Source organism: Bradyrhizobium sp. CCBAU 051011 (assembly GCF_009930815.1).
Classification (GTDB): domain Bacteria; phylum Pseudomonadota; class Alphaproteobacteria; order Rhizobiales; family Xanthobacteraceae; genus Bradyrhizobium.
This window is the reverse complement of sequence record NZ_CP022222.1, coordinates 5,723,532-5,749,765: the sequence shown is the minus strand read 5'-3', so window position 1 is coordinate 5,749,765 and position 26,234 is coordinate 5,723,532. Positions and strand designations below refer to the sequence as shown.

General features: G+C 58.5%; 21 protein-coding genes and 2 pseudogenes. 5 read left to right on the top strand and 18 right to left on the bottom strand.

Features of this window, described 5'->3' with window-relative positions; translation table 11 throughout:
- Positions 1-285 precede the first annotated feature (285 nt).
- The 3 genes from ACH79_RS26890 to ACH79_RS26880 all read right to left on the bottom strand — a co-directional run bounded on the left by ACH79_RS26890 (position 286) and on the right by ACH79_RS26880 (position 4,022).
- Positions 286-1,101, bottom strand: a complete 816-nt coding sequence (locus ACH79_RS26890; protein WP_161853630.1) for a hypothetical protein — start codon at positions 1,099-1,101, stop codon at positions 286-288.
- 1,858 nt (positions 1,102-2,959) lie between these two features.
- On the bottom strand, positions 2,960-3,229 hold the full coding sequence (locus tag ACH79_RS26885; protein WP_161853629.1) for a hypothetical protein: 270 nt from the start codon (positions 3,227-3,229) through the stop codon (positions 2,960-2,962).
- 556 nt (positions 3,230-3,785) lie between these two features.
- A complete protein-coding gene (locus tag ACH79_RS26880) occupies positions 3,786-4,022 on the bottom strand; it encodes a hypothetical protein (RefSeq protein ID WP_161853628.1) in 237 nt (78 codons plus the stop codon).
- A 739-nt stretch (positions 4,023-4,761) separates the two neighbouring features.
- Here ACH79_RS26880 and ACH79_RS26875 point away from each other — a divergent pair.
- A complete protein-coding gene (locus ACH79_RS26875; RefSeq protein ID WP_161853627.1) occupies positions 4,762-5,205 on the top strand; it encodes a hypothetical protein in 444 nt (147 codons plus the stop codon).
- A 1,252-nt stretch (positions 5,206-6,457) separates the two neighbouring features.
- Here ACH79_RS26875 and ACH79_RS26870 read toward each other — a convergent pair.
- The 4 genes from ACH79_RS26870 to ACH79_RS26855 form a co-directional block, all read right to left on the bottom strand.
- Positions 6,458-7,597 (bottom strand): MFS transporter, encoded by a 1,140-nt coding sequence (locus tag ACH79_RS26870; RefSeq protein ID WP_202639046.1) that lies wholly within the window; start codon positions 7,595-7,597, stop codon positions 6,458-6,460.
- A 602-nt stretch (positions 7,598-8,199) separates the two neighbouring features.
- Entirely contained in the window at positions 8,200-9,216 is a 1,017-nt protein-coding gene (locus tag ACH79_RS26865; protein WP_161853626.1) for a transketolase family protein, read from the bottom strand.
- On the bottom strand, positions 9,213-10,061 hold the full coding sequence (locus tag ACH79_RS26860; protein ID WP_161853625.1) for a transketolase: 849 nt from the start codon (positions 10,059-10,061) through the stop codon (positions 9,213-9,215). Before ACH79_RS26860 ends, ACH79_RS26865 begins: the two co-directional genes overlap by 4 nt.
- Positions 10,062-10,082: 21 nt before the next feature.
- On the bottom strand, positions 10,083-10,844 hold the full coding sequence (locus ACH79_RS26855) for an SDR family NAD(P)-dependent oxidoreductase (protein WP_161853624.1): 762 nt from the start codon (positions 10,842-10,844) through the stop codon (positions 10,083-10,085).
- 135 nt (positions 10,845-10,979) lie between these two features.
- Between ACH79_RS26855 and ACH79_RS26850 the strand changes: the two genes are divergently transcribed.
- The gene (locus tag ACH79_RS26850) at positions 10,980-11,870 is read left to right on the top strand and encodes a LysR substrate-binding domain-containing protein (RefSeq protein ID WP_161856593.1); all 891 of its coding nucleotides are present in this window, start codon (positions 10,980-10,982) and stop codon (positions 11,868-11,870) included.
- A 216-nt stretch (positions 11,871-12,086) separates the two neighbouring features.
- On the opposite strand, the pseudogene ACH79_RS26845 reads toward ACH79_RS26850, so the two are convergent.
- Together ACH79_RS26845 and ACH79_RS43165 are read right to left on the bottom strand one after the other, a co-directional pair.
- Positions 12,087-12,324: pseudogene (locus ACH79_RS26845) on the bottom strand (acetyl-coenzyme A synthetase); the annotation flags it as partial.
- A 1,584-nt stretch (positions 12,325-13,908) separates the two neighbouring features.
- The gene (locus tag ACH79_RS43165; RefSeq protein WP_202639368.1) at positions 13,909-14,157 is read right to left on the bottom strand and encodes a hypothetical protein; all 249 of its coding nucleotides are present in this window, start codon (positions 14,155-14,157) and stop codon (positions 13,909-13,911) included.
- Here ACH79_RS43165 and ACH79_RS26840 point away from each other — a divergent pair.
- Positions 14,112-14,324, top strand: a pseudogene (locus tag ACH79_RS26840) (ATP-binding protein); the annotation flags it as partial. The gene ACH79_RS43165 and the pseudogene ACH79_RS26840 sit on opposite strands and share 46 nt — an antisense overlap.
- A 164-nt stretch (positions 14,325-14,488) precedes the next feature.
- On the opposite strand, the gene ACH79_RS26835 reads toward ACH79_RS26840, so the two are convergent.
- The gene (locus ACH79_RS26835) at positions 14,489-14,800 is read right to left on the bottom strand and encodes a metallophosphoesterase family protein (protein WP_161853623.1); all 312 of its coding nucleotides are present in this window, start codon (positions 14,798-14,800) and stop codon (positions 14,489-14,491) included.
- Positions 14,801-15,168: 368 nt separating this feature from the next.
- Between ACH79_RS26835 and xerC the strand changes: the two genes are divergently transcribed.
- Positions 15,169-16,308: a tyrosine recombinase XerC gene (gene xerC, locus ACH79_RS26830; protein WP_161853622.1), complete on the top strand. Its 1,140-nt coding sequence runs from the start codon at positions 15,169-15,171 to the stop codon at positions 16,306-16,308.
- 790 nt (positions 16,309-17,098) lie between these two features.
- On the opposite strand, the gene ACH79_RS26825 is transcribed toward xerC, so the two are convergent.
- The 8 genes from ACH79_RS26825 to ACH79_RS26790 form a co-directional block, all read right to left on the bottom strand.
- Positions 17,099-18,820: a SulP family inorganic anion transporter gene (locus ACH79_RS26825; RefSeq protein WP_161853621.1), complete on the bottom strand. Its 1,722-nt coding sequence runs from the start codon at positions 18,818-18,820 to the stop codon at positions 17,099-17,101.
- A 77-nt stretch (positions 18,821-18,897) separates the two neighbouring features.
- The gene (locus tag ACH79_RS26820) at positions 18,898-19,158 is read right to left on the bottom strand and encodes a transcriptional regulator (protein WP_161853620.1); all 261 of its coding nucleotides are present in this window, start codon (positions 19,156-19,158) and stop codon (positions 18,898-18,900) included.
- A gap of 564 nt (positions 19,159-19,722) precedes the next feature.
- Positions 19,723-20,157: a DUF2721 domain-containing protein gene (locus tag ACH79_RS26815; protein WP_161853619.1), complete on the bottom strand. Its 435-nt coding sequence runs from the start codon at positions 20,155-20,157 to the stop codon at positions 19,723-19,725.
- Positions 20,158-20,183: 26 nt separating this feature from the next.
- Complete coding sequence (locus ACH79_RS26810; RefSeq protein ID WP_161856592.1) at positions 20,184-21,182, bottom strand: transporter; 999 nt, start codon at positions 21,180-21,182, stop codon at positions 20,184-20,186.
- Between the two features lie 225 nt (positions 21,183-21,407).
- Positions 21,408-22,835 (bottom strand): DUF1254 domain-containing protein, encoded by a 1,428-nt coding sequence (locus ACH79_RS26805; protein ID WP_161853618.1) that lies wholly within the window; start codon positions 22,833-22,835, stop codon positions 21,408-21,410.
- A gap of 33 nt (positions 22,836-22,868) precedes the next feature.
- Positions 22,869-23,177 (bottom strand): HdeA/HdeB family chaperone, encoded by a 309-nt coding sequence (locus ACH79_RS26800; RefSeq protein ID WP_161853617.1) that lies wholly within the window; start codon positions 23,175-23,177, stop codon positions 22,869-22,871.
- Between the two features lie 111 nt (positions 23,178-23,288).
- Entirely contained in the window at positions 23,289-23,957 is a 669-nt protein-coding gene (locus ACH79_RS26795) for a hypothetical protein (protein ID WP_246738144.1), read from the bottom strand.
- Between the two features lie 200 nt (positions 23,958-24,157).
- Complete coding sequence (locus tag ACH79_RS26790) at positions 24,158-24,529, bottom strand: helix-turn-helix domain-containing protein (RefSeq protein ID WP_246738143.1); 372 nt, start codon at positions 24,527-24,529, stop codon at positions 24,158-24,160.
- A gap of 332 nt (positions 24,530-24,861) precedes the next feature.
- Here ACH79_RS26790 and ACH79_RS26785 point away from each other — a divergent pair, with 332 nt between their 5' ends.
- Positions 24,862-25,863 carry an AraC family transcriptional regulator gene (locus tag ACH79_RS26785; RefSeq protein WP_161853616.1) on the top strand — a complete coding sequence of 334 codons (1,002 nt, stop codon included), beginning with the start codon at positions 24,862-24,864 and terminating at the stop codon, positions 25,861-25,863.
- Positions 25,864-26,234 lie beyond the last annotated feature (371 nt).

Below are 26,234 nucleotides of genomic sequence, written 5' to 3'. Positions count from 1 at the left end.
CGCCCGCGGCCAAGATGACTCCCTGCAGATGCGCCGGAGCAGCAGGTCACTCGTTTTCCTGAGCGGACCAAGAGTAAAGGAAGCAATCACAGGTTTTCGCTGATGCTGGGTCTACTCGGAGGCAGCTGTTGCTTTAATCTGAGTGTTAGAAATGCTGGGCTCAGATCAAAGGCAGCCATTATCCATCTAGCCTGCAAAATCTCCGCTGGAGTTAGTTGCTCCCCATGGGCACCCGAGCCAATGAACGTCGGACCTTCTCGTGCGGATTGGTGGAGTCGATCTGTACTATGTTGTCGGATCGCGTTCATCATTGTTCACAAGGAGACAACGGCCCATAATGCCACTCGTTGCGCTGATGGCCCAATTGGCGGCAACCGATCGGTCGACATTTATGCTCGGCAGTCCTCTGCCGGGATCGGCAGCCTCTTGAACGAAGGCGTCAGCTAACGAGTTCCGGAATGCGGAGATTGTTTCAGTGTCCATGGGCGAAACCGCGCACACCGCCGCTTTATTGTTTTCGTCCATATACACCTGAGGACCAAAGGCAGTGCCGCTGGCGTTTGGGGCCATGATTAGCGTGTATGTAATTGTGGTGCCCCCCGACGATGTAAAAGTACGGAATTTCGCAGAAACCGGCTCAAATATCAGGCCCAAATCGGATGGCCCATCCACATGGAGCTCCGGACGACCCTGTCTGAAAGCTGGCTCAGCAAACGCGGCAACTCGTTCTGCCCTGTTGTCTGCTCTCTTTCGCAAAATGTCTTGGTTAATGCAATTTGGCTGCTCTTTGCTACTCCGCGCCCCCACGCGATACTGGAGACCCGAGAGAGCCAGAAACGTCGTCGCGGCCAGCTGAGCATTGGCCATTGCATCAGCGCCGGCCCGATTAACACAGAACAGATCCGCAACCGCGGTCAGCACAGGACCACGTTTCGACTGTTCGGCACTCAAAATGTATCGCGCATAGAACTTCAAAAAAACATCGGCACGAAAGTTATGAGAAGCAGTTAACATCCCGAAGTAATCAGGTGGATCGATCGTGTCGTCTGCCGTGGCTCCAGGGATGCTGACCACTGACACAAACAAGGTCGCGAGCAACATGAATCCTGCGGGATACAGGTGCCCCAAACATTCGGCTAGTGAACTCGATCGATGTGTCACCATGGAAATGGGCTCCACCACCCAAATGGGGAGAGGGATCGCCGACTAACTGATCACGCAGCTCGCTCTACCCCAGCATCACCGCCCCCTGAAAGCGTTCGATGATGATGCCGCGAACAAAGCAAGCGGCGTGCCGCATCAAGAATTCAGGTTGCAGGTGCGTTGTAGTATGTGCGAGACGATCAACAGGTCGATACTTGTCTCAAAACCGACAATGGCCCTGCCAGTGTGGCGCAGCCGAGATCGGGCTGTTGTGCCTGATCGAGTAAGTTCTCGTGACATCAAAGCGCTGCAGATGCTGCAGAGTGGGACCCACCGCAAGGCTTGCGAATCCGGTTTGATGAAACCACAATTCGGCTTGGAGGACCCGGTCCTCACTCGACGCCGAACAGCCGGAATTGCGCCGGCGCGCCGAAAAATACCATCGTAGAGCGACTCGGAAGCCCCGCTGCGTCTCAGTTTCGTAGTCGTCGATTAAGACGAGGCGCCGCGTCGCGCGTAATGGCCATCGTCCACCAGGATGTCCCAGACAAAGCCAGAAATGCCGGCATTGAGCGTTGGCGGAGGTTAAGCGACTCACACGAAGACGCTCCGCGTCGATTTGCCAATCGAGCTGGATGATGCGTATCTTCACTTACTCCTTGTCAACATTACGTTCGGCCAAACGTTGATCGAGCTCACCAATACGTTGGCTTGAGAAGCGCGCCTCAATTGTAAGACTCGCCAACAGATACGTCGGCGCGCGGGCCGGCGCCAGCTCCGTCGCTACATAATTGACTCGCTGCTGCGTACTCTCCAGTTCGTGCTGGGCCACGTCGTATGGGGCACGAGCTCGATCCAGGTTACGGCCTAAGCACACAGCGCGTACTTACTCTGTTTGCGCGCTGAATTCTGCGTCCGCCTGCCGCAAGCGCGCGGTCGCAGTGTCTTGAGTCGCCTTCGTTTCGGCAATCCGCTCGCTCCTCGATCTGCACAATTCTTCCACGCTAAAAATTAATTGATTGCGCGCCGAAGCGAACCCTCCGACGCCGACAAGCCCCCGCTGGCCAGCAAATGCGATTGAGCTCGATCTGCTGACTTTAGCGATCGCGCTTGAGCTCAAGCAGGCGAGTGTCGAATCGCTCGTCTTTGATCTCAGCGATAAGTTCGACAAGTTAACACGCGCGCCGATACTCTTGAGGCAAGGGCTATTCTATCTCGATCGGAACGCGAATGATGATAGCATGACCGTCGCATCCGCCGATGTTCCAGGGAAGTGCTCGCCGACCATAAGTTACAATCCCCGGCTAATAGCCAAACCGACGACTATAGTAAAAGCGCATAGGCAGCTTCCAAGCACATCTCAAAAGGAAAGGTGACGCCACTCAATGCAGAATTCATTGAATCGGTGAATATGCAGCATAACTCCTCCTTTTGCTTAAAAGTCATATGGCTGCTTGGCGCGTTTCTCGACAAGCGTCGATGTTGCCCGGCCGCCAAATGGTGCGGGCCTGCGACCACCTGATGTAGCCATTCCATTTGAAGCTAGCATAGCGTCCTGACCATTTGCGCGCCCGATCCTGCCCTGGGCACGCTTTAACATCGCACCAACGGTTCGGCCGCGCATGCAGTACAACAAACCTCCCGCTGGTTCGCGCTTCTGGTTTCATCAATCGACCTCGGATGAATGACTCACCCTTTCTCGTCTCATCTCGGCAGCTACCTCCTAAAGCGCAACAGCCAACGCGCCCACAACTCTGCAGCACGTGATCCACCTTGCGTCGGACCGCGCGTGCCTCGACTGCGAATGGAGCGACGTTTATCGTTTCGATTTTTTCGCAAAGTGATGCCGGACGTCCGCACGAGAACGCCCCGCTTCTTTGACCACAGGATGGTTCAGATCCCAGTGCGCCGTAGCGATCTCGACAGCGCTTGTAGCAAGCCAAGCGCGCTCACCTGTGAGTTCGCAGCGCAGCTGCACACGGTCACCAGCCCGCATGTCTAGCCAGACCCAGCGACGCCCTTCGGCGATGACACTCATGCCCGGCTTAAGTGTCGCAAATGCATCTCGACGGAAAATTTCAATCATGGTCTGCGCCCGACGTAGAAAGACGAACCAATTCGAATGCAAGTTGATGCGCTGATCAACTACCCCATCTGAGAGGAGGCCGTCACAAACCGGAGATCCCGGTTTGGTCCTGACACACACGGGTCGAGCACGCTGTGAGCTCGCTGCTGTTCTCGAAAATCGAATCGGCCATCGGAGGCTCCCCAGCGTCACCACCATAACGGATGGGAACTGCAGGACTTGTCCTCTTATTTACTCGCCACTTTTGTTCTCAATGCCTTTCCTGGGCGACACGCACTATCAAAGAGAGAGAGAGAGAGAGAGAGAGAGAGAGAGAGAGAGCATCGAGCCCCGGCGCCGCACTACAGAACTCGTTGCCATTGGGCCAGCTCTTTGGGGATGTTCATCTCCGTTGGGTCTCCAGCGGAGGGCCAGTGGCATGTGCCGTTCGATAGTTCTTCTGCGGCCTTCGCAGCGGTAGCGTATTTCCCTAAAACCTGACCGTCAAACACGAGGGCGCATCCATCCGGGAGGAGAATAATCTCAGCCGTTCCGGCGGGCGCCTCATACCTCCACTTCATGCGTCTCTGCTCACGCCGTAGATCTTTTTCAGGCGTTCATCGGAGGTGACCCTCTTCGCCTGACACGCTCCGCTTCCCGTGTTGGGATAGAGCAAGTGGTGAAAATCCTCATAGACATCGAGCACTTCCAGCGGCGACCAGGGCGTGCCTGACGACACATAACAAGCGCTGCCGTCAGCGGTGCAACGGTGCGCCTGTGCAGTTCTGATGATGACGGGATCAGCACTAGACATTTGATATCCTCCCTGCTTTGCACCAGCTGCTCGCCCTTGGCTCGGCTTGTTTTGGAGAGCGGGGAACGCTGCAGAAAATTAAGCCCTCTCCTTGCTTTCGGTATCACGCGCCGCCAACTTCCATTCATGAAGCGCCCCTCCTTCCGTGGCAGCCAAGGTGCACCGCATGCTATCCTCGAAAACCCCGTCAGGACAGCTACCTAAATTGGTTGAACGCCAAAGGCGCGCACCCACCGTGCTCATCGTACCTCGGCCACTGGAAGCAGCGCGAGCGCGCATCGGAGTTGTCCGCAACCGCCAAGTTATACTGCCGTGAAGACCCGCAAGGCACCTACTAGGCTGGTTCGCTGTGCTCCGTCGAGCAAATCGCGATGCTAACGCCCGAGTCTTCCGCTTCAGGTCGCGCGCGAATTTTACCGTTACTACTGTTGCCCAGTCGATTCCCTAAGCGAGACGCGCGGCGTGGAAAGCGTCCGCAATGCGCTGAATGAGCCGCTGCGGGACGGGACGGAATAGATGCCCATCCTGTGCCTGAGTTTCTCCATGTATGGTAACCGGGAAGTCTGCTCCAGCGCGTCCATCTCTGCGCAAACCGACTCAAGCCCCAGTGAACCTCCTCCGAATGAGTGGACACCTGTAGTAGGCTCAGAGAGCCCGGACGTGTTGAAAGTCAGAACATCCACGTCGATCGTTCACGGAGGACTCAAGCGCCAGGCTGTAAACTGGCGATATCGACTAGTTGATCGATTGGGTCGGCCAAGGGGTTCGGGCTGCGCGATTCGGTGCTGCGACACTGGGTGGATGTCCGGCAGGAGCAGGCATCGGCGGCGCGGCGCCGATGTCGGCGGACCAGCCTTCAGAGATCGCTAAGCTGCGCCAGGAGAACGAGCGGCTGCGCATGGAGCGCGACATTTTGAAAAGTCGATCGCGATCTTTGCCGGAAACCCGCTTCATTGAGGACCACCGCGACAGCTATCCGGTACGGCTGATGTGTGCCGTACTCGAGGATTCGACAGCCAGTTATTACGCCTGGCGCGAGCCTCGAGCAACTTCCAATGCCGTGCTGCTGGCCGAGATCCGGCAGGTCATCGCGAGAGTTGACAGCCGTATGGCTGTCCTCGGGTCCATCCTGTCCTACGGGCGCGGGGACGCGGCGCCAGCCATGGCGGGGTCGAACGGCTGATACGAAGGAATGGCACTCGCTCGATCATGGCGCCGCCACGTCGGGTCCGCACCACGGACAATTGCCACGATCTGCCGATCGCAAACGTGATCGCGCTTGACTTCACCACTGCAGACTCGAACCGGGTCTGGCTTGCCAATATCACGTACATCCCGACGACGGAAGGCTCTGTATCTGGCAGGCATCATGGACCTCTTCAGCCGAAAGATCGACGGTTGGGCAGTGCAAGTGCCAACTGCCAATTGATCGGGTGTTGGATGCGGCGCGGATAAATCACGTCTAAATGAACGCATGGATTACGCATGAGATCTGATTTTCATTCATCCCACACAACGTCCTGAGCCAACACCCTTACGCGGGCAATCACGCGCAGCTCTTGTCCGATCTGAAATGCCTGAAATTTGACGCCTGTTGCCGGGGAGGTTCAAATCTGAACCGGCCGCAGCGGTGACCTAGATCGGCTACCGGCAGGTAGTAGGCGCTAGCCCGGCTGATGTTCAGAGCTTCCGCTGCCGGCTGATCGGCAGCTCGTGTGCACGGTCGATCATCGTTCTGCGCTCAGCAGGCCCGCTTTGCTGAGCCTTCCTTCTAAGAAATCGTTCTCCAGTATCAGCCCGCCGATCTGGCATGCAGCGACTTCACTTCAACGACGCGTGGCCCTGCCCCATGGCCTCAACGAGGGCCGAACAATCGGCGCCGCCACCTTCGAGCTTTCCACGACGTGATCTGATTGGGGTGGACGCTCAAATGCTCCGGCAGTTGAGCTAACGTCCGATCGCCAATGGTGGCGGCAAATGCAACCTTGACCTTTGAAGGCCGCTGAGTGGTTCCAACGAGCTCGCCTGCTCATTCTCTCTCCTGTTTCATGACGCACACCCTGCCCGCTGTCAGGAAGAAACTCCAGCTATCGCCTCGTTCAGATTCTCGAGACTGGCTCTTTTCAAGAAATCGCGTTCGAAGTAAGGAGCCGTGGAGGCTAATCGATCTACTGTCGCAGATCCTTTCTCGCATACGAGGGACGGGGTCTCGCCTGGTTTTGTCGACAGTAACTTGCGCCATGCGCCGTTAAGCGGCGTGCCGTGTTGCGCGCGCGGACCCTCATCAGCTCACTTGCGTGGGCTCTCTCATCTGGAGAATTGCCTGAAGACAGATTGATGCATGTAGAAGGGCCGCGAATCACAGGCGCTGAGAGGCGCACGAGCCCACTCGCACCATCTTGCCGAGTTGCTCGTGTGGAACCATCGCCTCCTCTTCACGGTATTTCCAGCGTCACGCTGTGCGCCGACAGCGTGACTAGACACATGAGTGCCGCCAATATCGCAAATGCGCTCGGCAATCCAGCGAACTTGGCGAGGAAGCCAATGCCAGCAGGTCCGAGGAGGACGCCAGCATAGCCAGCCGTGTTGATCGCACCGATCGCAAGGCTGGCGGGCATCGCTTTCTGCGTGCCAGCCCGGCGGAACAGGACTGGCACCAGGTTCGACGCCCCGAGGCCGATGAGCAGCAAGCCCGCCATGGCGAAGGCTGCGCCCACGGCGGTCAGCAGGACCGCGAAGCCCGCTACCGCCAGTAGACTGCCAAACACCAGCGTGGCGCGGTCGCCGACGCGCGCCACGATGGCATCGCCACGGAGACGACCGACCGTCATGGCAATAGAGAACAACATGTAGCCGAGACCACCCTGCGCCTCCGGGACGAGACCTCTGCCCACGAGCAGCAAAGCACTCCAATCGAGCATCGCGCCTTCCACGAGAAAAGTGATTGCCGCAAGCATTGCGAGCAGCAGCACCGTGTTGTGTGGCATGACCAACAAGGGCACCTGCTGGGCCTGCGCGGTTCGGAGCAATCGCGGGCAGGCCAGCAGCATAGCTATCGCCATAAGGGCCGAGCAGATCAAAGTTGATGCGAAGGCGCCAGCGCCGAGCGAGAGCAAAGCGGTCATCCCCCCAGAACCGGCAACGCCGCCAATGCTGAATTGTGCATGAAAGCCGGACATCAGCGGCCGCTTCGCTGCACGTTCCACTTCGACCGCATGGATATTCACGGCCAGATCGAAAGAGCCAAGCAAGGCGCCGAAGGCAAACAACGCAGCCCCAAGCGCCAGAGGTGTACCAGCAAGCGCGAGCCACGGCAGGATGAGGGCAAGGCCGAACCCGCCAATCAGGATGATCGGCCTACTGCCGTAGCGCGCGCTCAACACACCGGTCACGATCATCGCGACGACGGAGCCGACTCCGAGGCAGAGCAGCAAAAAGCCGAGGACTCCCTCATCGACCGCCATCCGGTCTTTCGCGAACGGCACCAGGGGCGCCCAGCCCGCGATGCCAAAGCCGGCGACGAAAAATGCAAGGCGCGTCGCGAGCCGGGCGGCCGGGCGATCCACCGACATCATCGGGGAAAGCCGGAGAAAGATCTGCGCGAGCGCAGCGCGTAGGTGCGTTGCACTTCACAGAAACTATGAACATCGCAACTCCTGATGGCGCGTTGACGCAAAGAGCGCGATTGGGTCGCTTTTACTGCCATTTCAAACTCTGTCTGCCGTGATCAATCTGTAATGTAGAACGCCGGGGAATTTAAGTCGACCTGCCAAAACTGAGAGGAACAATAGTTAGTGCCAATTGTCAGTCAAACGTCCACAGATTCGCGAGTACACCCAAGTACGAAGCGACTGGAGATCTCCGATTTCCAAGCGGCACCCTCTTTCGCGGCCCCAATCGATGCCAAGTCTAAGGTGCTCAGTTTTGGACGGAAAGCGCAGCGGAATGGTTGATGCAATTGGAAGGTCTTTTTTGGGGAGATGGCGATGGGTGCAGCCAATGCGGCGGACCTTGAGGCAGGAGTGAAGCTGCGATCCGCGGTGTGGAGCTGGTCCGTCCGTTGATCTCTTCTTTACCGGAACTCGAAGGCCGGCCATAGGCGGTAGCCGTCATCCTCGCAGCGGAGCTGCGAAGCGACTATGTTGCCGAAGCCTGCTGTGAAGCGGCGCCTCGAACCTCAACGCCCTAGCCAATGCTTTATCTGCCTTGACACTTCCGGGGTCGAAATTCCGTATCTGTCATGAAGGGTCGGCAATGCACCGGCGGCGAGAAATTCGTCCGGCAATGCAATCTGACGGAACACCGGATGAACACCGGAACGCATCAATAAGCCGGCAACGGCTTCTCCGAGGCCCCCGATCACGGTATGGTTCTCAGCAACCACGACCAGTCGCCCGGGTTTGCGGGCTTCGCGCAGAATCGTCTCGGCATCGAGCGGCTTGATGGTGGGAACGTGCAGCACCGCTGCATCCACGCGGTCACCAGCCAACTCCTTCGCGGCCTCGAGCGCGCGCATCGTCATGATGCCGGTCGAGATGATCAGGACATCCCCGCCCTCCCGGATCAGGGCCGCCTTGCCAAGCTCGAACTTGTAGCCGTACTCGTCAAGCACCACCGGCACCTGGCCGCGCAGCAGCCGCACATAGGCCGGGCCTTGATGGGAGGCGATAGCAGGCACCAGTTGCTCGATCTCATGCGCGTCGCAGGGATCGATCACGGTCATGTTCGGCATCGCGCGGAATAGCGCGAGATCCTCGGCCGCCTGGTGGCTCGGGCCATAACCGGAGGTCAGACCGGGCAGCGCGCAGACGATCTTCACGTTGCGGTCCTCCTCCGCAATCGTCTGGTGGATGAAATCGTAGGCGCGACGAGAGGCAAACACCGCATATGTCGTGGCGAAGGGGGTAAAGCCTTCGGCAGCCAGCCCCGAGGCGACCCCGAACAGCAGCTGCTCGGCCATGCCCATCTGGTAGTACCGATCCGGGAATGCCTTGGCGAAGATGTGCAGGTCAGTGTACTTGCCGAGATCGGCGGTCATGCCAATCACGTCGGTGCGGTTTCGCGCGAGTTCGACGAGCGCGTGCCCGAAGGGCGCAGACTTCGTCCTTTGTCCTTCGGCCGCGATCGAGGCGATCATGGCCGAGGTGGTCAGGCGCGGCTTGCCGGGCGGCGTTGCTGATACAGTGGTATTCATGACTGCGTCCCCGCTTCAAGCGCGCCAAGCGCGAGTTGCCATTCGTGCAGCTCGACACGAATGAAGTGGTTCTTCTCCCGCTGCTCCAGGAACGGAACGCCTTTGCCCATCAGCGTGTCGGCAACGAGGATACGGGGCCTCGCCTCGGCGTGGGACTTGGCGGCATCGAATGCCGCCACCACTGCATCGAGGTCGTTACCATCCACGCGCTGCACGAACCAACCGAATGCGTTGAGCTTGTCCACCAGCGGCTCGAACGCCATCATTTCCGTCGAAGGACCGTCGGCCTGCTGGTTGTTGACGTCGACGATGGCGATCAGGTTGTCAAGCTTGTGGTGAGCTGCGGACATGATCCCTTCCCAGACGGAGCCTTCGTCGAGCTCGCCGTCGGAGAACACCGTGTAGACCCGCGCGCTGGAGCTCTTGCGCTTCAGCCCGAGTGCCATGCCGACGGCGATGCTTATACCCAGCCCGAGCGATCCGCCCGACATCTCCATGCCGGGCGTGTAGGAGGCCATGCCGGACATCGGCAGACGGCTTTCGTCGCTGCCATAGGTATCGAGCTCTGCTTCCGGGATGACGCCGGCCTCGATCAAGGCTGCATAGAGCGCGATGGCATAGTGACCGTTCGAGAGCAGGAAGCGATCCCGTCCCTCCCAGGACGGCTCCTCCGGCCGGTAATGCATGGCGTGGAAGTAAGCGACGGCAAGCACGTCGGCGATGTCAAGCGCCTGCGCTATATAACCTTGGCCCTGGATTTCGCCCATCCTCAGCGCGTTGCGGCGGATGTTGTGGGCACGCTTCGCCAGCGTCGGCGCGTTTGCAATCGCCGGAGCCGTTTCCATGGCGATCTCCTCCTATCGTGCTCAGTGGATGAGCATGCCGCCGTTGACGTCGATCACCGCCCCCGTGACGTAGGCGGAGAGGTCGGAAGCAAGGAACGTGTAGATTCCCGCAACGTCCTTTGCTTGGCCGAGGCGGCCGAGCGGAATGCCCTCGAGTATCTTCGCCTTCATCTCGTCGGTGAGCTTGCCAGCCGTGATGTCGGTTCCGATCAGGCCGGGCGTGACGCAGTTGACGCGAATGCCGTCGAGTCCGAACTCGCGCGCCATCGCCTTGGCGAGGCCGAGCACGCCAGCCTTGGCCGCGGAATAATGCGGCCCGCCGAAAATGCCGCCGCCGCGCTGCGCCGAGACCGACGACATGCAGGCAATCGAGCCGGACCTGCGCCGGCGCATGTGCGGGATCACCGCCTGGGACAGAAAGAGCACGCCCTTGAGATTGACATCCTGGATGCGCGCCCAGTCCGCGGGCGTGATTTCGAGCAGCTTCGCCGGCTGCGTAATGCCGGCGTTATTGATCAGGATATCGATCTGGCCGAAAGCGCCGATCACAGCGTCGATCGCATTCATACAGGATTTCTGGTCGGCGACGTCGCAGCCGAGGCCGAGGTGGGATCCGCCCGAAACGACGTCCAGGCTCTTCGCGGCGGCTTCGGCCGCGGCGCCATCGATGTCGAGGATCGCGACCCGGGCACCTTCTGCCGCGAACCGCCGGGCGGTCGCCAAGCCTATGCCGCGCGGCGAGGCCGCGCCCGAGATAACCGCCGTCTTCCCGCGTAGCAGCATGTCTCCTCCCTGGCATTGATCCGAGACGCCGTCGACCCGCGCCTGTTTCTTTGACCGTACCTACTATTCCGGGGCCGCAACGGCGACAAACGCACAGTTGTCGCCCATAGATGAATCTGGTTCACTTATGGGATGTTGCTGTCCAGCATCCCGATTTCCGCAATCCGCGCCTTCGAGGCAGCCGCGCGCACCGGCTCCTTTCGCGACGCTGCAAGCGAACTTCATTTGACGCCGAGCGCCGTCAGTCACGCGATCCGCAAACTGGAAAGCACGATGAGCACCACGCTGTTCGAGCGCAGCGCCCGATCGACCCGATTGACACCGGCCGGACAAAACCTGATGCGTCACGTCGGCTCCGCATTCGACAATCTGCGGCACGGAATCGAGGAAGTGGCCGGCCGCGGGCCGCAACTGCTTCGGGTGCATTGCGCGCCGAGCTTCGCAGCGCAGTGGCTGGCGCCGCGTCTCGACCAGTTCATTGCCGCCGAACCCAAGCTGGAAGTGCGGCTCGCCGCCAGCACCGAGTATGCCCGCTTTGGCAATGACGATTTCGATCTCGATATCGTCTATGGGCAGCCGAGGAGCGAGTCTCTGGAAATCATTCCGCTCGGCGAGGAGACCGTTGCGCCCCTGTGTACGCCGGCGCTTGCAAAGAAGATCCGCAAACCGAAGGATTTGTTCGGCCAGGTGCTTATTCGTTCAGAGGTCAAGAAGGTTCAATGGCACCAATGGTTTGCCGCGAATGGGCTTGAGGCGCCCGCCATTCATGGGATGCGTTTCGACCGCAGCTTCCTGGCGATTGCTATGGCTTCAAGCGGTCTCGGCGTCACCCTGGAATCCACGCGACTTGCCGAGCGCGAGATCGAGACGGGCAGATTGGTCGCCCCGCTCGCCGGCCGGTCCGTCGATATCCGCTATGTCGGCCACCATCTCGTCTTCCCTCGCGCCAACCGGCAGCGCCGCGCAGTGCGGGCATTCGCCGATTGGATCATGTCAGAGCTTGATCGGACTACCACGCGGCTGTAGTGGACCACACGCAGCCCGAGCCCTTCCGGCGAGATCATCTTTTTGCCAGCGAGATCCGCCTTCTTGCGTTTGCTAATGATTGACTGCGTGGTAGCATGTGCTGAAGCATAGCAATTTGGATGACCGGCCCTAGCGGGTCTTTTGATTAAAGGCAAACGACTGCTAGAGACGAAGGGGGCCGATAATGAAGACATCGATCGCTCATTTCCAATGACTCCGCAACTCCTCGGTCGGCTCGGTGCCGCCATTAGCGTGACGTAGGGGTAAATGCCCTGGCCCTTGATATCGTGGGGATAGCCAACGACAGCGACCTCGGACACCTCGGCATGCGTGACTAGCGAGTTTCGAGCTCGGCAGTGCCCTTGTGGTGACCCGAGACGTTGATTCACGTCGTCAACACGGCCGGTGATCAGTAATAGCCGTCGGCATCGCGGCGGCAGCCGTCAGTCTGGAATGTCGCCCACTGCTCACTCCGATACACGGCTTCAGCGTGTGAGGCCGGCCGCCGAGACCGCTATGGCAACAGCGGCAACAATGGCATTTTCATTTTGCAAGTACGGCTTGGAAACCAGCGCGCTCAGGTTGAAACAAGAATGATCGCTAAGTCGTTACGGACAATACGCTCGTTCCCCTATACTATCATCCGCGAGGGCTTCTCACTGAGCGTATCGGTTGGCTCGGCACTGCGCCCGCCTCACGATGCCCCCAAGCCCCGGGCGGGCCGTGCTCAGCACGCAGACGCTGCCGAAGGAATGCTTGAGACGTTCAATAAAAGCCAAGGGTAATAAGCAGCAGTCCAGTCCCGACCTAAGATTTGTTAGTTCAATTTGATGTCGAGCCGTGTCACTTCCTTCGTTGGAAAATGGAGGCACGCGGGGGGATGATGAAGGATTCAAGCCCATTTGGAGAAGCTGCACAAAGACGCGGCCGAATGTGCGCTCGTCCGAGACTTAGCTACTGACTAAGCGAAGCGCGAAATGCTCGATCGTTTTGCGCAACATCTGGATGAACTAGCCATGAGGTCGAGCGGGCCATGAATGCTCGAAAGACCGGCTAATGGTGGCGGCGCGAGTATGCGGGCAAGAACGCTACTCTTTATGCTGAGCGTCACGGCGTTAGGGGCTTACACTATAAGCCGCCACAGCAGTCCGGTGAACAACGCGCCAGTCGCGGCGGTCGCGCAGTCGCAGGCTTCCGTGGCCAACCCCGTTGCCTCACGTACCCTGTATCACCTCCTATTGTAGCGGCAGCAACCTCTAACAATTCGGCACCCGCCATCAAAAGCCACTCCGAGAAGTCCGCGACCACCCATGCCCCAGAGAAACCTGCACCGCCTGAGATCAAGCGCAAGGCTGAGGTCGCACTGACGGCCACGGCTATTGCTGCGATCCTATCAAAGCAAGTCGGGACCAATATCACGCAACCGGCGGACCGTGCGCCTGCCCGGATGACACCATGCTCAACGGCAGGGCGTGCCCTCGCAGCGCATATTCTCGACCAGCCGGTGCCTCGCCGCTTTACTATCCTACCGACGTGACGCCTGCGATGATCGAGGGTTGTAGAAGGCAGGCGTCGCGATGATTAGGCGTCGTTGCAACAGATGCCGATAACCTTACTCGGTCAGCTATCTGGCACGCGAGAGGCAGCTTTCGTATGCGAGCCGCGCGCGGTTGGTCTAAATGTCTGGTCGATGCGCAGCACGATGCGAGAGAGATCGCGCCAGTCGGCGTCTCGTTGATCAGCATCAAGCACGCGCATATCGGTTCAATGCAATATGATGTTGCTCGTCTGATCCAACCAAAATATCGGGAACAACCCCATGCAAAGTAGCACGCCAGTTGGGATCGGCGCCTAGCTCATTTTTCCACCTGCATCGATCCACGGAACCCTCTAAGTCATTGGCGCATGCGACGCCCAATCCCAGCACCCGTTCGCACTTGCTCCTGTCCCGCGGTACCCGCACGGCACCTGGAATGGACCAGCGTACGCAAGAAAACCGCAAGGCGGCTGCGTACGAGGATATTGTGGGACCCATCCTTCAATGTTGTTGGCTTTGATCGTCAGAAACGGGGCACATAAGCCGTGGCATTGGCCGGCGCATCCTTTTGCTTGCCTGCGCGGCATCGTATTCCGCCTGCATGTCGAGAAGCTCTTTGCGGGTGAATTTCTTGAATGCTTTCTCCAGCCGCGCTGCCATGTCAGCGGACAGCGCGGCGTTGCCGTTGGGCAGGTGCGATAAAGGTAGCGATTGCGCGCGCCTATGGCTCTCATTCGCTGCGACGTGCACGGCGTCTTTTGATCTACATCGAGGAGCAGGGCTTCATCGTTTGCCCGCTTGACAGTGCCGGTCGGCGGATCGTGATGCTAGTCGAACTGGCCTGGGCGACTGCGCCGGGCGACTCCAATGCCGAGGAACTGCCGGTGGTGCAAGACTGCAGCAGTTCGGCTACCTGATGCAGCGGTCGAGCGCGCATTTCATCGGACACTTCACTCGGTGCGACTGAGGTCATGTATGACCGGTCGAAGGCCGCTTGAAGGTTATCTCCAAAGTAGCAAGTGTGACGGGCAGCTTGAAACGACGTGGCCCTGCACTTCCAGGATTCAGATACAGCACATCATCAATCGTTGGATCCGCGGTCGATGCGCATCAATCCGCAAACTGCTGGATCAATCTGCAATTCCTGAGGGTGCAAGACATAGAACGATCGCTCTCCGAGCTGTACCGCCTGAGTGTCAGGATAATGTTTCGCCCACTCGGCGGTATCGGTGTTCCCTCTAATCGCTGTGAGGCGCAAATCCGACGGAGTCTGACAAGAATTTCCGCACGACCATATCGCCAGCGTGGATGATATGCGCCACCCCGCCAAGCCGTGCTCAGCCTCGAGCCGCAGGAGCCCGTGGGTATCCGAGACGATTCCAATCCGCAGCACTGCAGCATCAATCGATGCGCCGAACAGAATGTCCGACTAACCCGATCCCACATACTACGCCCCGCTTCTGAGAGCCGGGTACTTTGGCTGTCGCTGGATCTTTCTTGATCTCTCGGTGCACACGTCGTGCACATGCCGCCCTCTAACCGATTGAAAGACCTGAACTCTCGGTCCAATCCATCATCGGCGCGACGGAGAAAAGAAAATCGTATGATTTCGTACTTTTTTCGCTCATTTCAACCACTTACGGTCATTTGCAGATTCTTTGTTTTAGCCCGTTTTCGCCCATTTTCCCCCATTTTGTGGCGTACGGTACTGCGGCGCAGTACCAAAGCCGCTCATGCAGTACCGCCAATGGAGCTCTTACAGTGGGAACGGTCATACCACGCAAGCGAAGCGACGGCTCAACAGGATACCAGGCACAACTCCTTATCAAGCGCGCTGGCAAGATCGTTCATCGAGAAGGCCGCACGTTCGATCGGAAACAGGCAGCCTCTGCTTGGCTCGAAAAGCGGGAGAAGGAGCTTGCCAAGCCCGGCGCGCTCGAGCGTCTTGCAGCACCTGACCCTACCCTATCCGCTGTTATCGACCGTTATACGGATGAATCTATCAAAAAGATCGGTCGCACAAAGGCGCAGGTTCTGCGCGCGATCAAGGGCTACGACATAGCCAGCAAAGCATGCTCCGAAATCACGAGCGCTGACGTGATCTCCTTTGCCAATCAGCTCGTCATTAATGTTACGCCGCAAACAGTCGCCAACTATCTCTCCCATTTGGCGGCCGTGTTTGCTGTTGCCAAGCCGGCATGGGCGTACCCTCTAGATCAGACTGCTATGAAGGACGCGTTTGTAGTTGCCAAGCGTCTTGGCATCGCGAGCAAGAGCCGTGAACGCGATCGGCGGCCCGCTCTCGATGAGCTCGACAAGATTTTGGAGCATTTTGGCCAACGGCTGAAGCGCCGACCATCGTCTATTCCGATGCAGAAAGTCATCGGCTTCGCGATATTCTCGACACGTCGTCTCGAGGAGATTACGCGGATCCTATGGGAGGACCTCGACCTGGGCGGAAGTCGTGTTTTGGTTCGGGATATGAAGAACCCTGGAGAGAAGATCGGCAATGACGTATGGTGCGATCTTCCTCCGGAAGCGCTCCAGATAGTCCTCTCAATGCCTAAGCGCTCTGAAGAGATCTTTCCATATAGTGGCGACACTATCGGAACGAATTTCACGCGTGCATGTCAATTCCTCGAGATCGTTGACTTGCACCTGCACGACCTTCGTCACGATGGTGTTTCACGCCTATTCGAACTCGGTCGGAATATCCCACAAGTTGCCGCCGTCTCAGGTCATCGTTCTTGGTCGAGTCTCAAGCGCTACACACATCTGCGCCAAACCGGCGATAAATATGCGGGATGGAAGTGGTTATCAGTGTTGACAAGCTCAACCAGTTCAATCGGCACCTCACCGAAGAACTTCACAACCGCGCGGCTAGATCCTACGCCTGCATGACGCGGGATTGCGGAGCTAACAGTGAGCTTCGGCCGAGGCGAAGATCTGGAGTAGTGTTTTCAAAGGCCGTTCTGACATTTTCGGTGTTTTTGGCCCATTGAGATCATTACAGAATTTCTCGTTGTCAGAATGGCAGCTGCAAACCCCATGGTCGCAGTCAAAACCCGTTTTGCGCCCTCTATGGAAATCCGTGAAGTAATGGTGGTAGCGCCTGTATCAGCAACACGGTGCTTCCACCCAAAACGCTGGCACCCACGACGAGCAGGGACAGGACCCGCTCCCAAAGCGTCTCGCTGCTGGCGACATCATTCGAATTTGGCATCTGTGTGCACCCGCATTTTTCGTGCGACGAAGACGTCATAGACTGAGTCGCGGGGGCGCCGAGCGGCGAAATTTGCCGGAAAATTAACTCATGATTCACCGACTCGGGAGCCCTGCCCGATTGGTGTTGGAGTCCATTTGGACCGCGACGGAAGTCGTGGCTCAAACCCATGTTTGGCGTCTCAGCTTTTTCGCCGGGACTCGCAATCACCGATAGCGACATTCGCTGATCGTGGCCGTCTGAGGCGGACGGTCCCCTGCGTCCCGAACCCAGTTATCGGGCCGCATAGCGCTGAAAAGTCGAGAGTTTTGGCCTCATACGATATTGGTTATTTGCGTTCGTTGCTGACGTAGCCGGGGTTATCCCGGGGTTGGCGCTCCATGTAGAATAGCTTTTCGACAAGAGATTTTCGGTTGCGGAGACCTGCAACCATCTCAAATTGCTTTTTCAGAGGGGCTGACGGGGCGCTCACGCGGCCTCATGTTCTGCCCTATCGCCCGTCCGGAGCGAGGAGATCGCGCTTTCGACGGTCGAAGCATATTTGACGAGAGGTCTCCTCAGCCCATGGGCCAGAAACAAGCGGCGGATGTCCCGATTGGCCCCCGTCAGCCACAGCGCAACGCCGCGTTTGTGTGCCTTGTGGGCAAGCCCTTCGATCATGTTTGCGCCGGTAGAATCGAGAAATGGAACGGCGGAGAAATCCACGATCAATGCCTTGTAGTCGTCCTGGATGCGGTCGAGAATCGAACCGATGGATGCTGTTGCGCCAAAGAACAGAACCCCGGTGATGCGGTAGACGGCCACGTCAGGGTTCGCCGCAATATCCTCGTTGTAAGCTCCACGCGGCCTAGTAGAGTCGGCCTCGTCGCGCGCCACGAAGGGCTTGTCCAAGGCAACTGCCGTCGTGCGGCTCATGCGCTGGATGAAGAGCACGGAACCGATCGCGAAGCCGACAAGGATCGCCTCGGTGAGATCGCGGAAGATCGTAAGTAGGAAAGTCGAGGCCAGCACGGTGGCTTCGCCCCAGCCAGAACGCAGCAGAATGGCGACCGCTGGCATCTCGATCATATTCCAGGCCACCACCGCCAGCACGCCTGCAAGGGCCGCCAGCGGAATGTAGGCGGCCAAGGGTGCGGCGATCAGCATGAAGAGCAACAGGAAAACGGCGTGGAGCATCCCCGCGATCGGCCCGTGCGCCCCGGCCCGCACGTTGGTGGCGGTCCGGGCGATGGTCCCCGTGACACAAAAACCGCCAAAAAGCGACGCGCCGATGTTGGCCGCCCCCTGCGCGACGAGCTCGCAGTTCGCGCGATGCCGTCGCCCACTCATGCCGTCCGCGACCACGGCCGAAAGCAGCGACTCGATCGCGCCGAGCAGCGAGAAAGAGACCGCAGCCGGCAAGACTGCCAATATCTTTTCGACGGATAGGTTCGGCAGGCTGGGGAACGGCAGCGTCGAGGGGATGCCGCCGAATTGCGTGCCGATCGTCGCGACGGGCAGCCCCAATAGTCCCGTCGCGCCGGCGGTCATGCCGACCGCAATGAGCATTCCCGGCCAGTGCGGCCGCAGCTTGCGCAGCCCCAGGACGATCGCGACGGTGGCGACCGACAGCCCGACTGCGGTCGGTGTGAGACTGCCGCGCGCATCCCAAAGGGCGGGCAGCTTCTTCAGCAATTCGCCCGGTTCGTGAGCAAGCGACAGTCCGAGCAATTCCTTGATCTGGCTGGCGAAGATGATGACCGCGATGCCAGCGGTGAAGCCGACGGTCACGGGAAAGGGAATGAACTTGATGAAAGTCCCCAGGCGGAAGAAGCCTACGGCAGTGAGCATCAGCCCCGAGAGGAAGGTGGCGAGGACCAGTCCGTCCATGCCGTGCTGCGCCACGGTCGCGGACACGAGCACGATGAATGCGCCGGCAGGACCGCCGACCTGGAGGCGCGACCCGCCAAGGGCGGAGACAAGAAAGCCACCGACGATGGCGGTGTAGAGTCCTTGCGCCGGAGTCGCGCCGGAGGCGATGGCGATGGCCATGGAGAGGGGTAGCGCCACTATGGCGACAGTCAGCCCAGCAATGGCATCTCCCCGAAGCTGGGGCAGACCGTATCCTTCGCGCAAGACCGTCAGCAGTTTCGGCGTATAGAGCTCCGCGAAACTAGGCGCGTCGCTCTGTTGTAGTTTCGTCGCTTTCATGTCTGGCCGCGCCTTTGTGGGAGCGGCGGGATCGTCGGCTTTCCGTCGGCGGTCGCCGTCGCGGGTTGCTTTTCGGTTCAGGGTTTCGGGGAAGAAGTTTTCAGCCGCACGCCACGCCCACCTGGGGGACTGGGGGCACCATCGCCAATGAGTTCGATCCCTGCCAGATCGAGCGCCTCCACCACCTTTGTCAGGCTATCCACGACCCCGCGAACGTTGCCGGAGCTGGCTTCCATTCGCTGGATCGTCGGCACGGACAGGCCGGATAGTTCGGCCAGGGTCTTCTGATCGATGCAAAGAAGCGCGCGCGCAGCCCGCAGTTGGGCAGCAGTGATCATGGTGTATGCTCTGCGTGAGATATTTGCCCTTATGTGCGATAGCTTCAATTGATATGTCAACCATCAATATGAATATCTAAAACATGATATTAGAGTAATGATATCAAGCGGGAACATGAAACGGACATCACCAAGGGATTATCCTCCCTGGCGCGCTCAGGTTGGCGTGAGGTCATTCGCCCCTGGCCGGCGGCTTCTTCCGCCGGTCGGCCTATCGCTGGTTCTGCAAGCTCGGTATCGAGGACGCTATCCCGGATCATCCAGATTTGCGCGCCCGCAACGAGCGCTTCCGCGATGGAGATGTTTTCCGTCGTGTGTTCGAACGGGTCGTCGAGAGATGCATTGCCGCCGACTTGGTTGGCGGCGAAGGATTTGCAGTCGATGCGAGTCTATTGCGGCCGATGCCAATAAGCAGCGCTCGATCGCTGGTCAGGACTGGCGCTGGGATCTCGATCCGGCAAGGTCAAACCATTCAGCCCGGTTGGCGGCACGGCGGCGGCCGCCTCATCGCGCGAAACAAACAGTAACCCCGCAAATATACAGAATCACTCGAGCCAAACGAAGTTAGCCGTAATGATCAAATTCGCTTAGGGCGATTCGGACCTCCCGCGCAAAATCAACTAGCGATACGATGAAAGCTACTACGGCGATAATGAAGAGGATAGCAACGCCTCGCTCATGTTGGATCTGGAGAAACGCACTTACGAAGCCGACGACTATTACAACGCTTATCGAGATACTTCCCATGATGGACCAGAAGATCGCGCGATTGATCATGGCAGCGCGTCGAATAAGGCGCGGCGAGTCCGCCTTGAGGCGGCATTTAATCTGATCGTCATCGGGAATTTGATTCAGATAGATCGATCTGTCGATGATCCTGTTCAGGCGAGATATCAGCACCGCAATGAAGGCCGCCAATGCGCCGAGAAGAAATGCCGGGGCGGCCGCTTGGGAAATAACGTGAGATAGCTGGCTGACCGATGGCGTGTCTGGCAACATTGGCTACGTGCGCCCTGGCCGCGTGACTATTTTAATCGCCGAGTTGACGCCACGGTGGTGGGCGCCATCGGAGAAACCGAAAAGGTCAGCCACGTATTCCAACCGGCGGGACGATTTTCTGCAGCAAATTCACCATATCCTTTGAGGTTCAGGTAACCCTGCATGTCGCCCACGGGGAATAGGAAGCCGATCTGAGGGCCGACACCTAGCACCCGAGAGCGAAAGCCGCCGAGAGCCGGGTGCTGGCCATAGTCATCGGTGACCTGTTGATAGGCATAACCGACAAGGCCAACGAAAATCTGCTTGGACAAAAATTGGGAAGCGCCCCAATCAACATGGAAGTCGATGCCGTTCTGATACTGCGTATCTTGATTCTTGAAGTTGTAGGTAAACCCTGCGACCGCAGAAAACTCATGCCCTGCTTGCGGATTGAAGTAGGTGTAGCCGCCGCCTGCATCGAGCGCCGCGTGACCGATACCGAGATTGGCAAGGCGGTTCGGACTGTACGCCCCAACAGGAATGTCTCCCGTCACGTAGGTCATGAAATTGTGCACACCGGCGTTCCACTTGAGCGTCGCCTGCGGGTAGAGGTCGCCGACCGATGTGATCGAATCACCGAAACTGCCCGTGCGCGTCACCGCCAGCGGTCCGACGGCCGCCGTCAGCGTTCCATCCAGATTTGCGCTCGACCGCCCGAATAGACCAGTCACGCCGATGGCAAGCTGTCCGCCCAACACCGGCGTTGCGAACGTATAGGTGGGATTGAGAAGGACAAGGTCCGCTTGCGCATTGAGTCGCAGGTTCAGATCGACATTTATTGTGGCAGGGATTCTGCCAACGTGGATTTCCCTGGCGGCCGCTGTAGCGCCAAAGGCGCCTACACTAGTGTGATAGTAAACCTCGGCCATCGACCAGCCTGGTACCTGAGGGGTCGCTGCGAGGCTGCCGAAGCGTCCCGGGAGCCAATATGAAACACCACCTTCGTCGGCATAGACAGTTACAGATGGGAGGGTCGACAAGGCCATCGCCACGGCGACCGAAATCGTGAGTAGGAGTGCGCCACTTAATCCACAATTGGTCCTTGCCTCGGTCTGGTAATCAACAAGGTGCACCACACTCTTCCCCATGTTTTGAGCCTATCGCGCAACCGCCGCCGCATGACAGTTCACCCAACTTCGCGGCGGTGACGAAACGAATAACCCTCTGGCTCATGCCGGCCCTTGCCCGGGGCCGGCATGAAGCTCAAGCTCTCAAACTACCTTCCTGGCGCCGGGTACCGTCCATGTGCCGTTGATGATCGACGGGTCCGTCTCCTGCGGCCAATACATGCGCAGCATGAGTACAAAATCTCCCGCAGGCGCCGGAAGCCAGTTCGACTCCTTGTCTTTGCCGGGGGAGTCCTTCTGAATGTAGAGATCGGTCGAGCCGTCCGGATTTTCCTTCAGTTCTTGCCGCGCGCTGATCGAGTAGCGGTTGAGCGGATTGCTCACGAAGAAGTAGCCACTGTCGTACATCGTGAGCGACCAAAATCCCTCCGCGGGCGGCAGGTGGCCTTTGGGAAACCGCATGACGTACTTGTTTGCGCCATTGTACTTGTGGCCCTCCGCATCCTTTTCCGAGGTCGGGTAGACCGCGTCCTGCGGACGGTTGCAGCCGAGTCCGATCGCGGTGATGAGCGCCCGCATCAGATAGTCCGTGCCGTAGATTCCGCCTTTCGTCGTGAAGGCAAAGCCGTTCTCGTCCTTGATGGCCTTGTTGATCCTGAACTGGAGCATGATCCTGTCGACGGAGAGTTCCGGCAAACGCTTCAGGAAGTCCGCCTTCAGCTTGCTCTCATCGAAATCCTGCCCGGGGACGATGCCGATGCGGGCAAACTTGGCCAACTGGGGCGCGTCCGCCGCGTAAGGCGGATTGGCCTTCATGAGCTCGCACAGCAGCTTGAAATACGACACTGCGTCCATGCGATTGACCTGTTCGCGGACCGCCGTCTTCATGTCGATCGAAGAATCGACCTTTCCTGGCGGCGGCGTGTACGCCTTGCCATAAGCACTGAGCGGAACAAGCTTGCACTCGTCCTGCAGCTTGTGAACGGCGGCATAGTCCTCCGGGGTGCCGGTGCAATAGATGCGCCCGAGCAGCCAGACGATGTTGGTAGGCGACTTGTACTCCTTTACGCCAGCCGGCAGCGTGCCCTTCCACCCGGGTCCAGTGATGGCATAGGTCTGCGCACCGGTGCCGGTGGTGCGCTTTCCCGGAACCTGGAACACCGTCGTCCAGCCGTCCAGCATTGGCATCAAGAAATAGCGACCCTTCATGTCAGGGATGCTGAGAACCCATGGTTCTTTCCCCACGTCGAAGAAGGAAGTCGTGTAGAGAGTGTCCGCGTTCGGCGCCGTGACATCCCGGAAAGATGCGTCCGGATATTGGCGCAGCTTGATGATCTGGCCCATCGGCCCTCGCGTGCCCACGGGTTCGGCGACGTTAGTAATGATCCGGCGGGTCATCTCCATCGTAACTAACGGGTAGCCGAAGATGTAGGCATCGCTTGCAATCCAGAAGTCCTCCAGGCCTTCCCCCACTCCAAAAAAGGAATCCTGGGCTAGAGCTGATCGTGTTGCGGCCGCGCCTGCCAGCAGCCCCATTCCACCAAATGCAAGGGATCGACGGGTAATCTTCATTGTTATCTCCATGGTGCGCTTATTGAAACGCCTTCAAAACGATCGTCGGGAAAGTGGCTGGTCAGGATGGGCCTTGCAATGTTGAATCACTTCGTGCTCGGCTTGCCGTGACTTCTTAATGTCAAGGTAGTGCTTGCGTGCGAGGCCGTTATACCAGCCGCTGTACCAGGCAGTGAGAAGATCGGCGTCTCCCTGCCACGTCCCGGCCAACTGTGCACATGTCAGTTTCTGAACATCGAGATAGCCGTCAGCGTCGGCATAAGCGCTCAGATCAGTCTGTGCATGCGCCGATTGAATAATCGCGAGGCTTAGTGACGCTGCAATGACGGCTGTTCGTCGCATGCTCCCTCCTACCAACTTATGTGTTTAGCTCAGGCCGCGCCTGTCTTGCGCGACCTCTCACGTTCAGCAAAGTCTGCTTACGAAGCGGCTGTAGTGCGGCTGGTCTCGTACTCAGTAGCAAGGCGGATAGGGGTAGTATCCGCACCGGGGAGCGTAGTACGGATAGGCTGCGGCTCCGGCCACGGCGGCCGCTCCCGCAAAGGCAGCGCCTCGGTAGAAAGCACCGCGCCACGCTGTCCGGCGGGCGACGCCGGCAAAGGACAGCGGTGTGAACGGGCGGCCAATGATGTCGATAAAGACCGAAGCCGGTCCATCGGCTCCCGCAAGATCGCCTTCGAGTATGTCGACATCGAAAGTCAGCTTGTCGCCTTCAAGCTTGGGCGACTTCAGCACGACAACCGCGTCGAGCACCGATGATCCGTCTTTCTTGAATCCGGAAACCGTGGCGTTTGGAGGGTCTTTCGCGAAATTGTCGCTGCCGTTGCCCCAATCCTCGACAATTCGCGTCGTGAGATCATGGCCGGCGGCACGGACGGGCCGATCGGCAAACACGATCGCATTCGGCGAAATTCCGGTGAGCACAAGTTTGCCGTCCTTCAAGCTCGCACCGCGCGAGTTGAGGACGAAGAGAGACGGTACGACTTCCGGTTTTGCCTGCCCGATAGACTTCTCAAGCGGCACGTGCGGCCTTTGTTCGGATGCCGATTGAGCAGAAAGGTCCTGCGGGTAGGCCATCAATCCGCAGGCGCAAAATGCGATCAGAGCAGCGCGAAGTATCATGGTTTTTCTCTCCCTGAAATGCGTTGTTTCTCTTCGGCCGGCTCGCGTGGCTTTTAGAAGCGCCCAGCGCATCGCCCCCGCCGTCAACAAACAGATGGCTCCTTCAGAACCCCGGCAATCCTGGCAAACACCTTCGCTAAGCATTTCGCGCCAATTCAGATCGCGCGTCTTGCCATTTCGCGCCAATCGTCGTGAATAGCTCAGCGGACGATCGCGTGAGGCCGACCGCGAGGGCGCGTTATCTCCTGCTTACGGGCAAGTTGCAGCCGCCGGTAAAAAATGGGTTGAATTTTCATCAAACGCGCGAAAGAGCGGCTAAAGCTGCTTGCGTTGGCATAGCCGAGGATTTTGGCGATATCCGACAGGCGCTTGCCTGAATCCGCCAACAGGCGGCACGCGATGTCCAGGCGAACCTCTGCAAGCAATTCGCTGTGGCTTGTGCCCATGCGACCGAGATGCCGCTGCAAGGTGCGCGCGCTGACCTGGAGGGCGCGAGCGGTACCATCGAGAGTTGCGTCACCGTGTCGCAGCGAGGCGACCATCGCGGCGCGGGCAGCTTGGGCTGAAGGCAACCGGACAGCTCTCATCGGTTGATGTGAGGCGTGAAGCCCATCCTCCCTCGATAGAAAATCGATCTTCGAGGCTACAGGCATTTCGGAGGCCAATCTGGCCATCAGCCGCCAAAATTTTCGTCAAATGGAAGCGAGCGGGCGCCGTCCGTAAAGGTGGATCACTACCTTCCACTGATAGCGGCCGGCTTGAATCCACGACTAGACAAGCAAGCCCTAGCTAGGCCAACCTCTGCGAGCATTCAGCAGCGATCCCGGTCAGCCGGTTAGGCTAAATTGCCTTTCGATTGATCTTTTATGTAAGCTTCTCAAGTTCGTCGTCGATGTGCGTACCAATGGCCAAGATTCATTTAACGCGTTGCCAACACCTTAGTCCTTTCGTGGACATTCTAAATGGTCTTGGAGCACCAACGGCTTCGCTCCTGGGAAAGTTTCGCCTACCGACGTCGTTGGAAGAAAAGGCCAATCATTACGTCCCAATATTGCCTGCAATCGACTTCGCGGAATTCGCCCAAAGATCGCAAGGCATTGTGGATTTCGGATTCCACGCGTCTCAGCAGATACATTTTTGGCACCTGAGCGAAAAAACCCGGAATCTAATTGGCCATTCCCCGACGCTGCTTGTCGCGCTGCAGCACGCCTGCAAATGGGCGTCGCTCGAGGACTCAAACTTGAGTAACTGGCTTGAGCGCCACGACGATCACGTGAGGATTTGCAGCAGGCTCGCCGGAACCAAAGGGCTTCAGCATCTCGAGCATTCACAGTGGCTCCAGAACATTTTTCCGATACACATCGTCCGACAATTCGCCGGCCCCGACTGGGCTCCGGCAACTATCGCCTTTGAAGCTCGCTACACGCCGAGTCCTGCGTGTCAGTCGTTCTGGCCAAACTCACGATTCCTATCGGGCCAAGAGGCATCATGGATCGATGTGCCAATCTCGTTGCTGGCCCTCCCCAACCGCGCAAACGAAAGTCTTCCGCGTCTGCAGAGCGATGAGGTCGACCATTCCGGCTATGAAATCATCGAAACACTCAAGTTGATGCTGCCATCCTACCTGGACGAAGGACCCCCAGTTCTCGCTGAAATCGCGGAAATGGCCGGCGTCAGTACGCGAAGCTTTCAACGCAAACTCGCTCACGCCGGCCTTACATATTCAGACCTGCTCGATACCGTCCGGTTTGAGAACGCCAGCAAGCTGTTACGAGACACAGATTTCAAGGTTATCGAGGTCGCGTTCTCTTCGGGCTACGCGGATCCTGCGCACTTTACCCGCGCCTTCCGCCGGATTGCCGGTGTTACGCCACGGCAATTTCGCGAGCAATGGAGATCTCGATAAACCCACTTCTCCCTCGATGCTCTGCGTTCTCGAGCAACTTGTCCTTTACGCCCTCGTTCTGGGCTTGGCGACATGCCGTCGCGGACTTTTTCGACTTCATGTTCCAACTAGTGACATTGAAGGGCTTTTACGCATTCGGATATTCAATCTTTTGCGTTGGCCTAGAAAACGTCGGTGGACTTGGAAGCGGGGATTAGATAGCGACCCAGGCCGTGGAACACCTTGTTTGAAGGATCGTTCACCGTGCGCTTAGGCACTCCTCACCATTTGAGCTACGGCCGAAAACTGGCGTTTTGCTACAATATCGGGCGGGCGTGTCTAGAGCGCTCACTTCAGAGGCCCTTGTGGCTGACGTGTATGCGTCGGTCGCG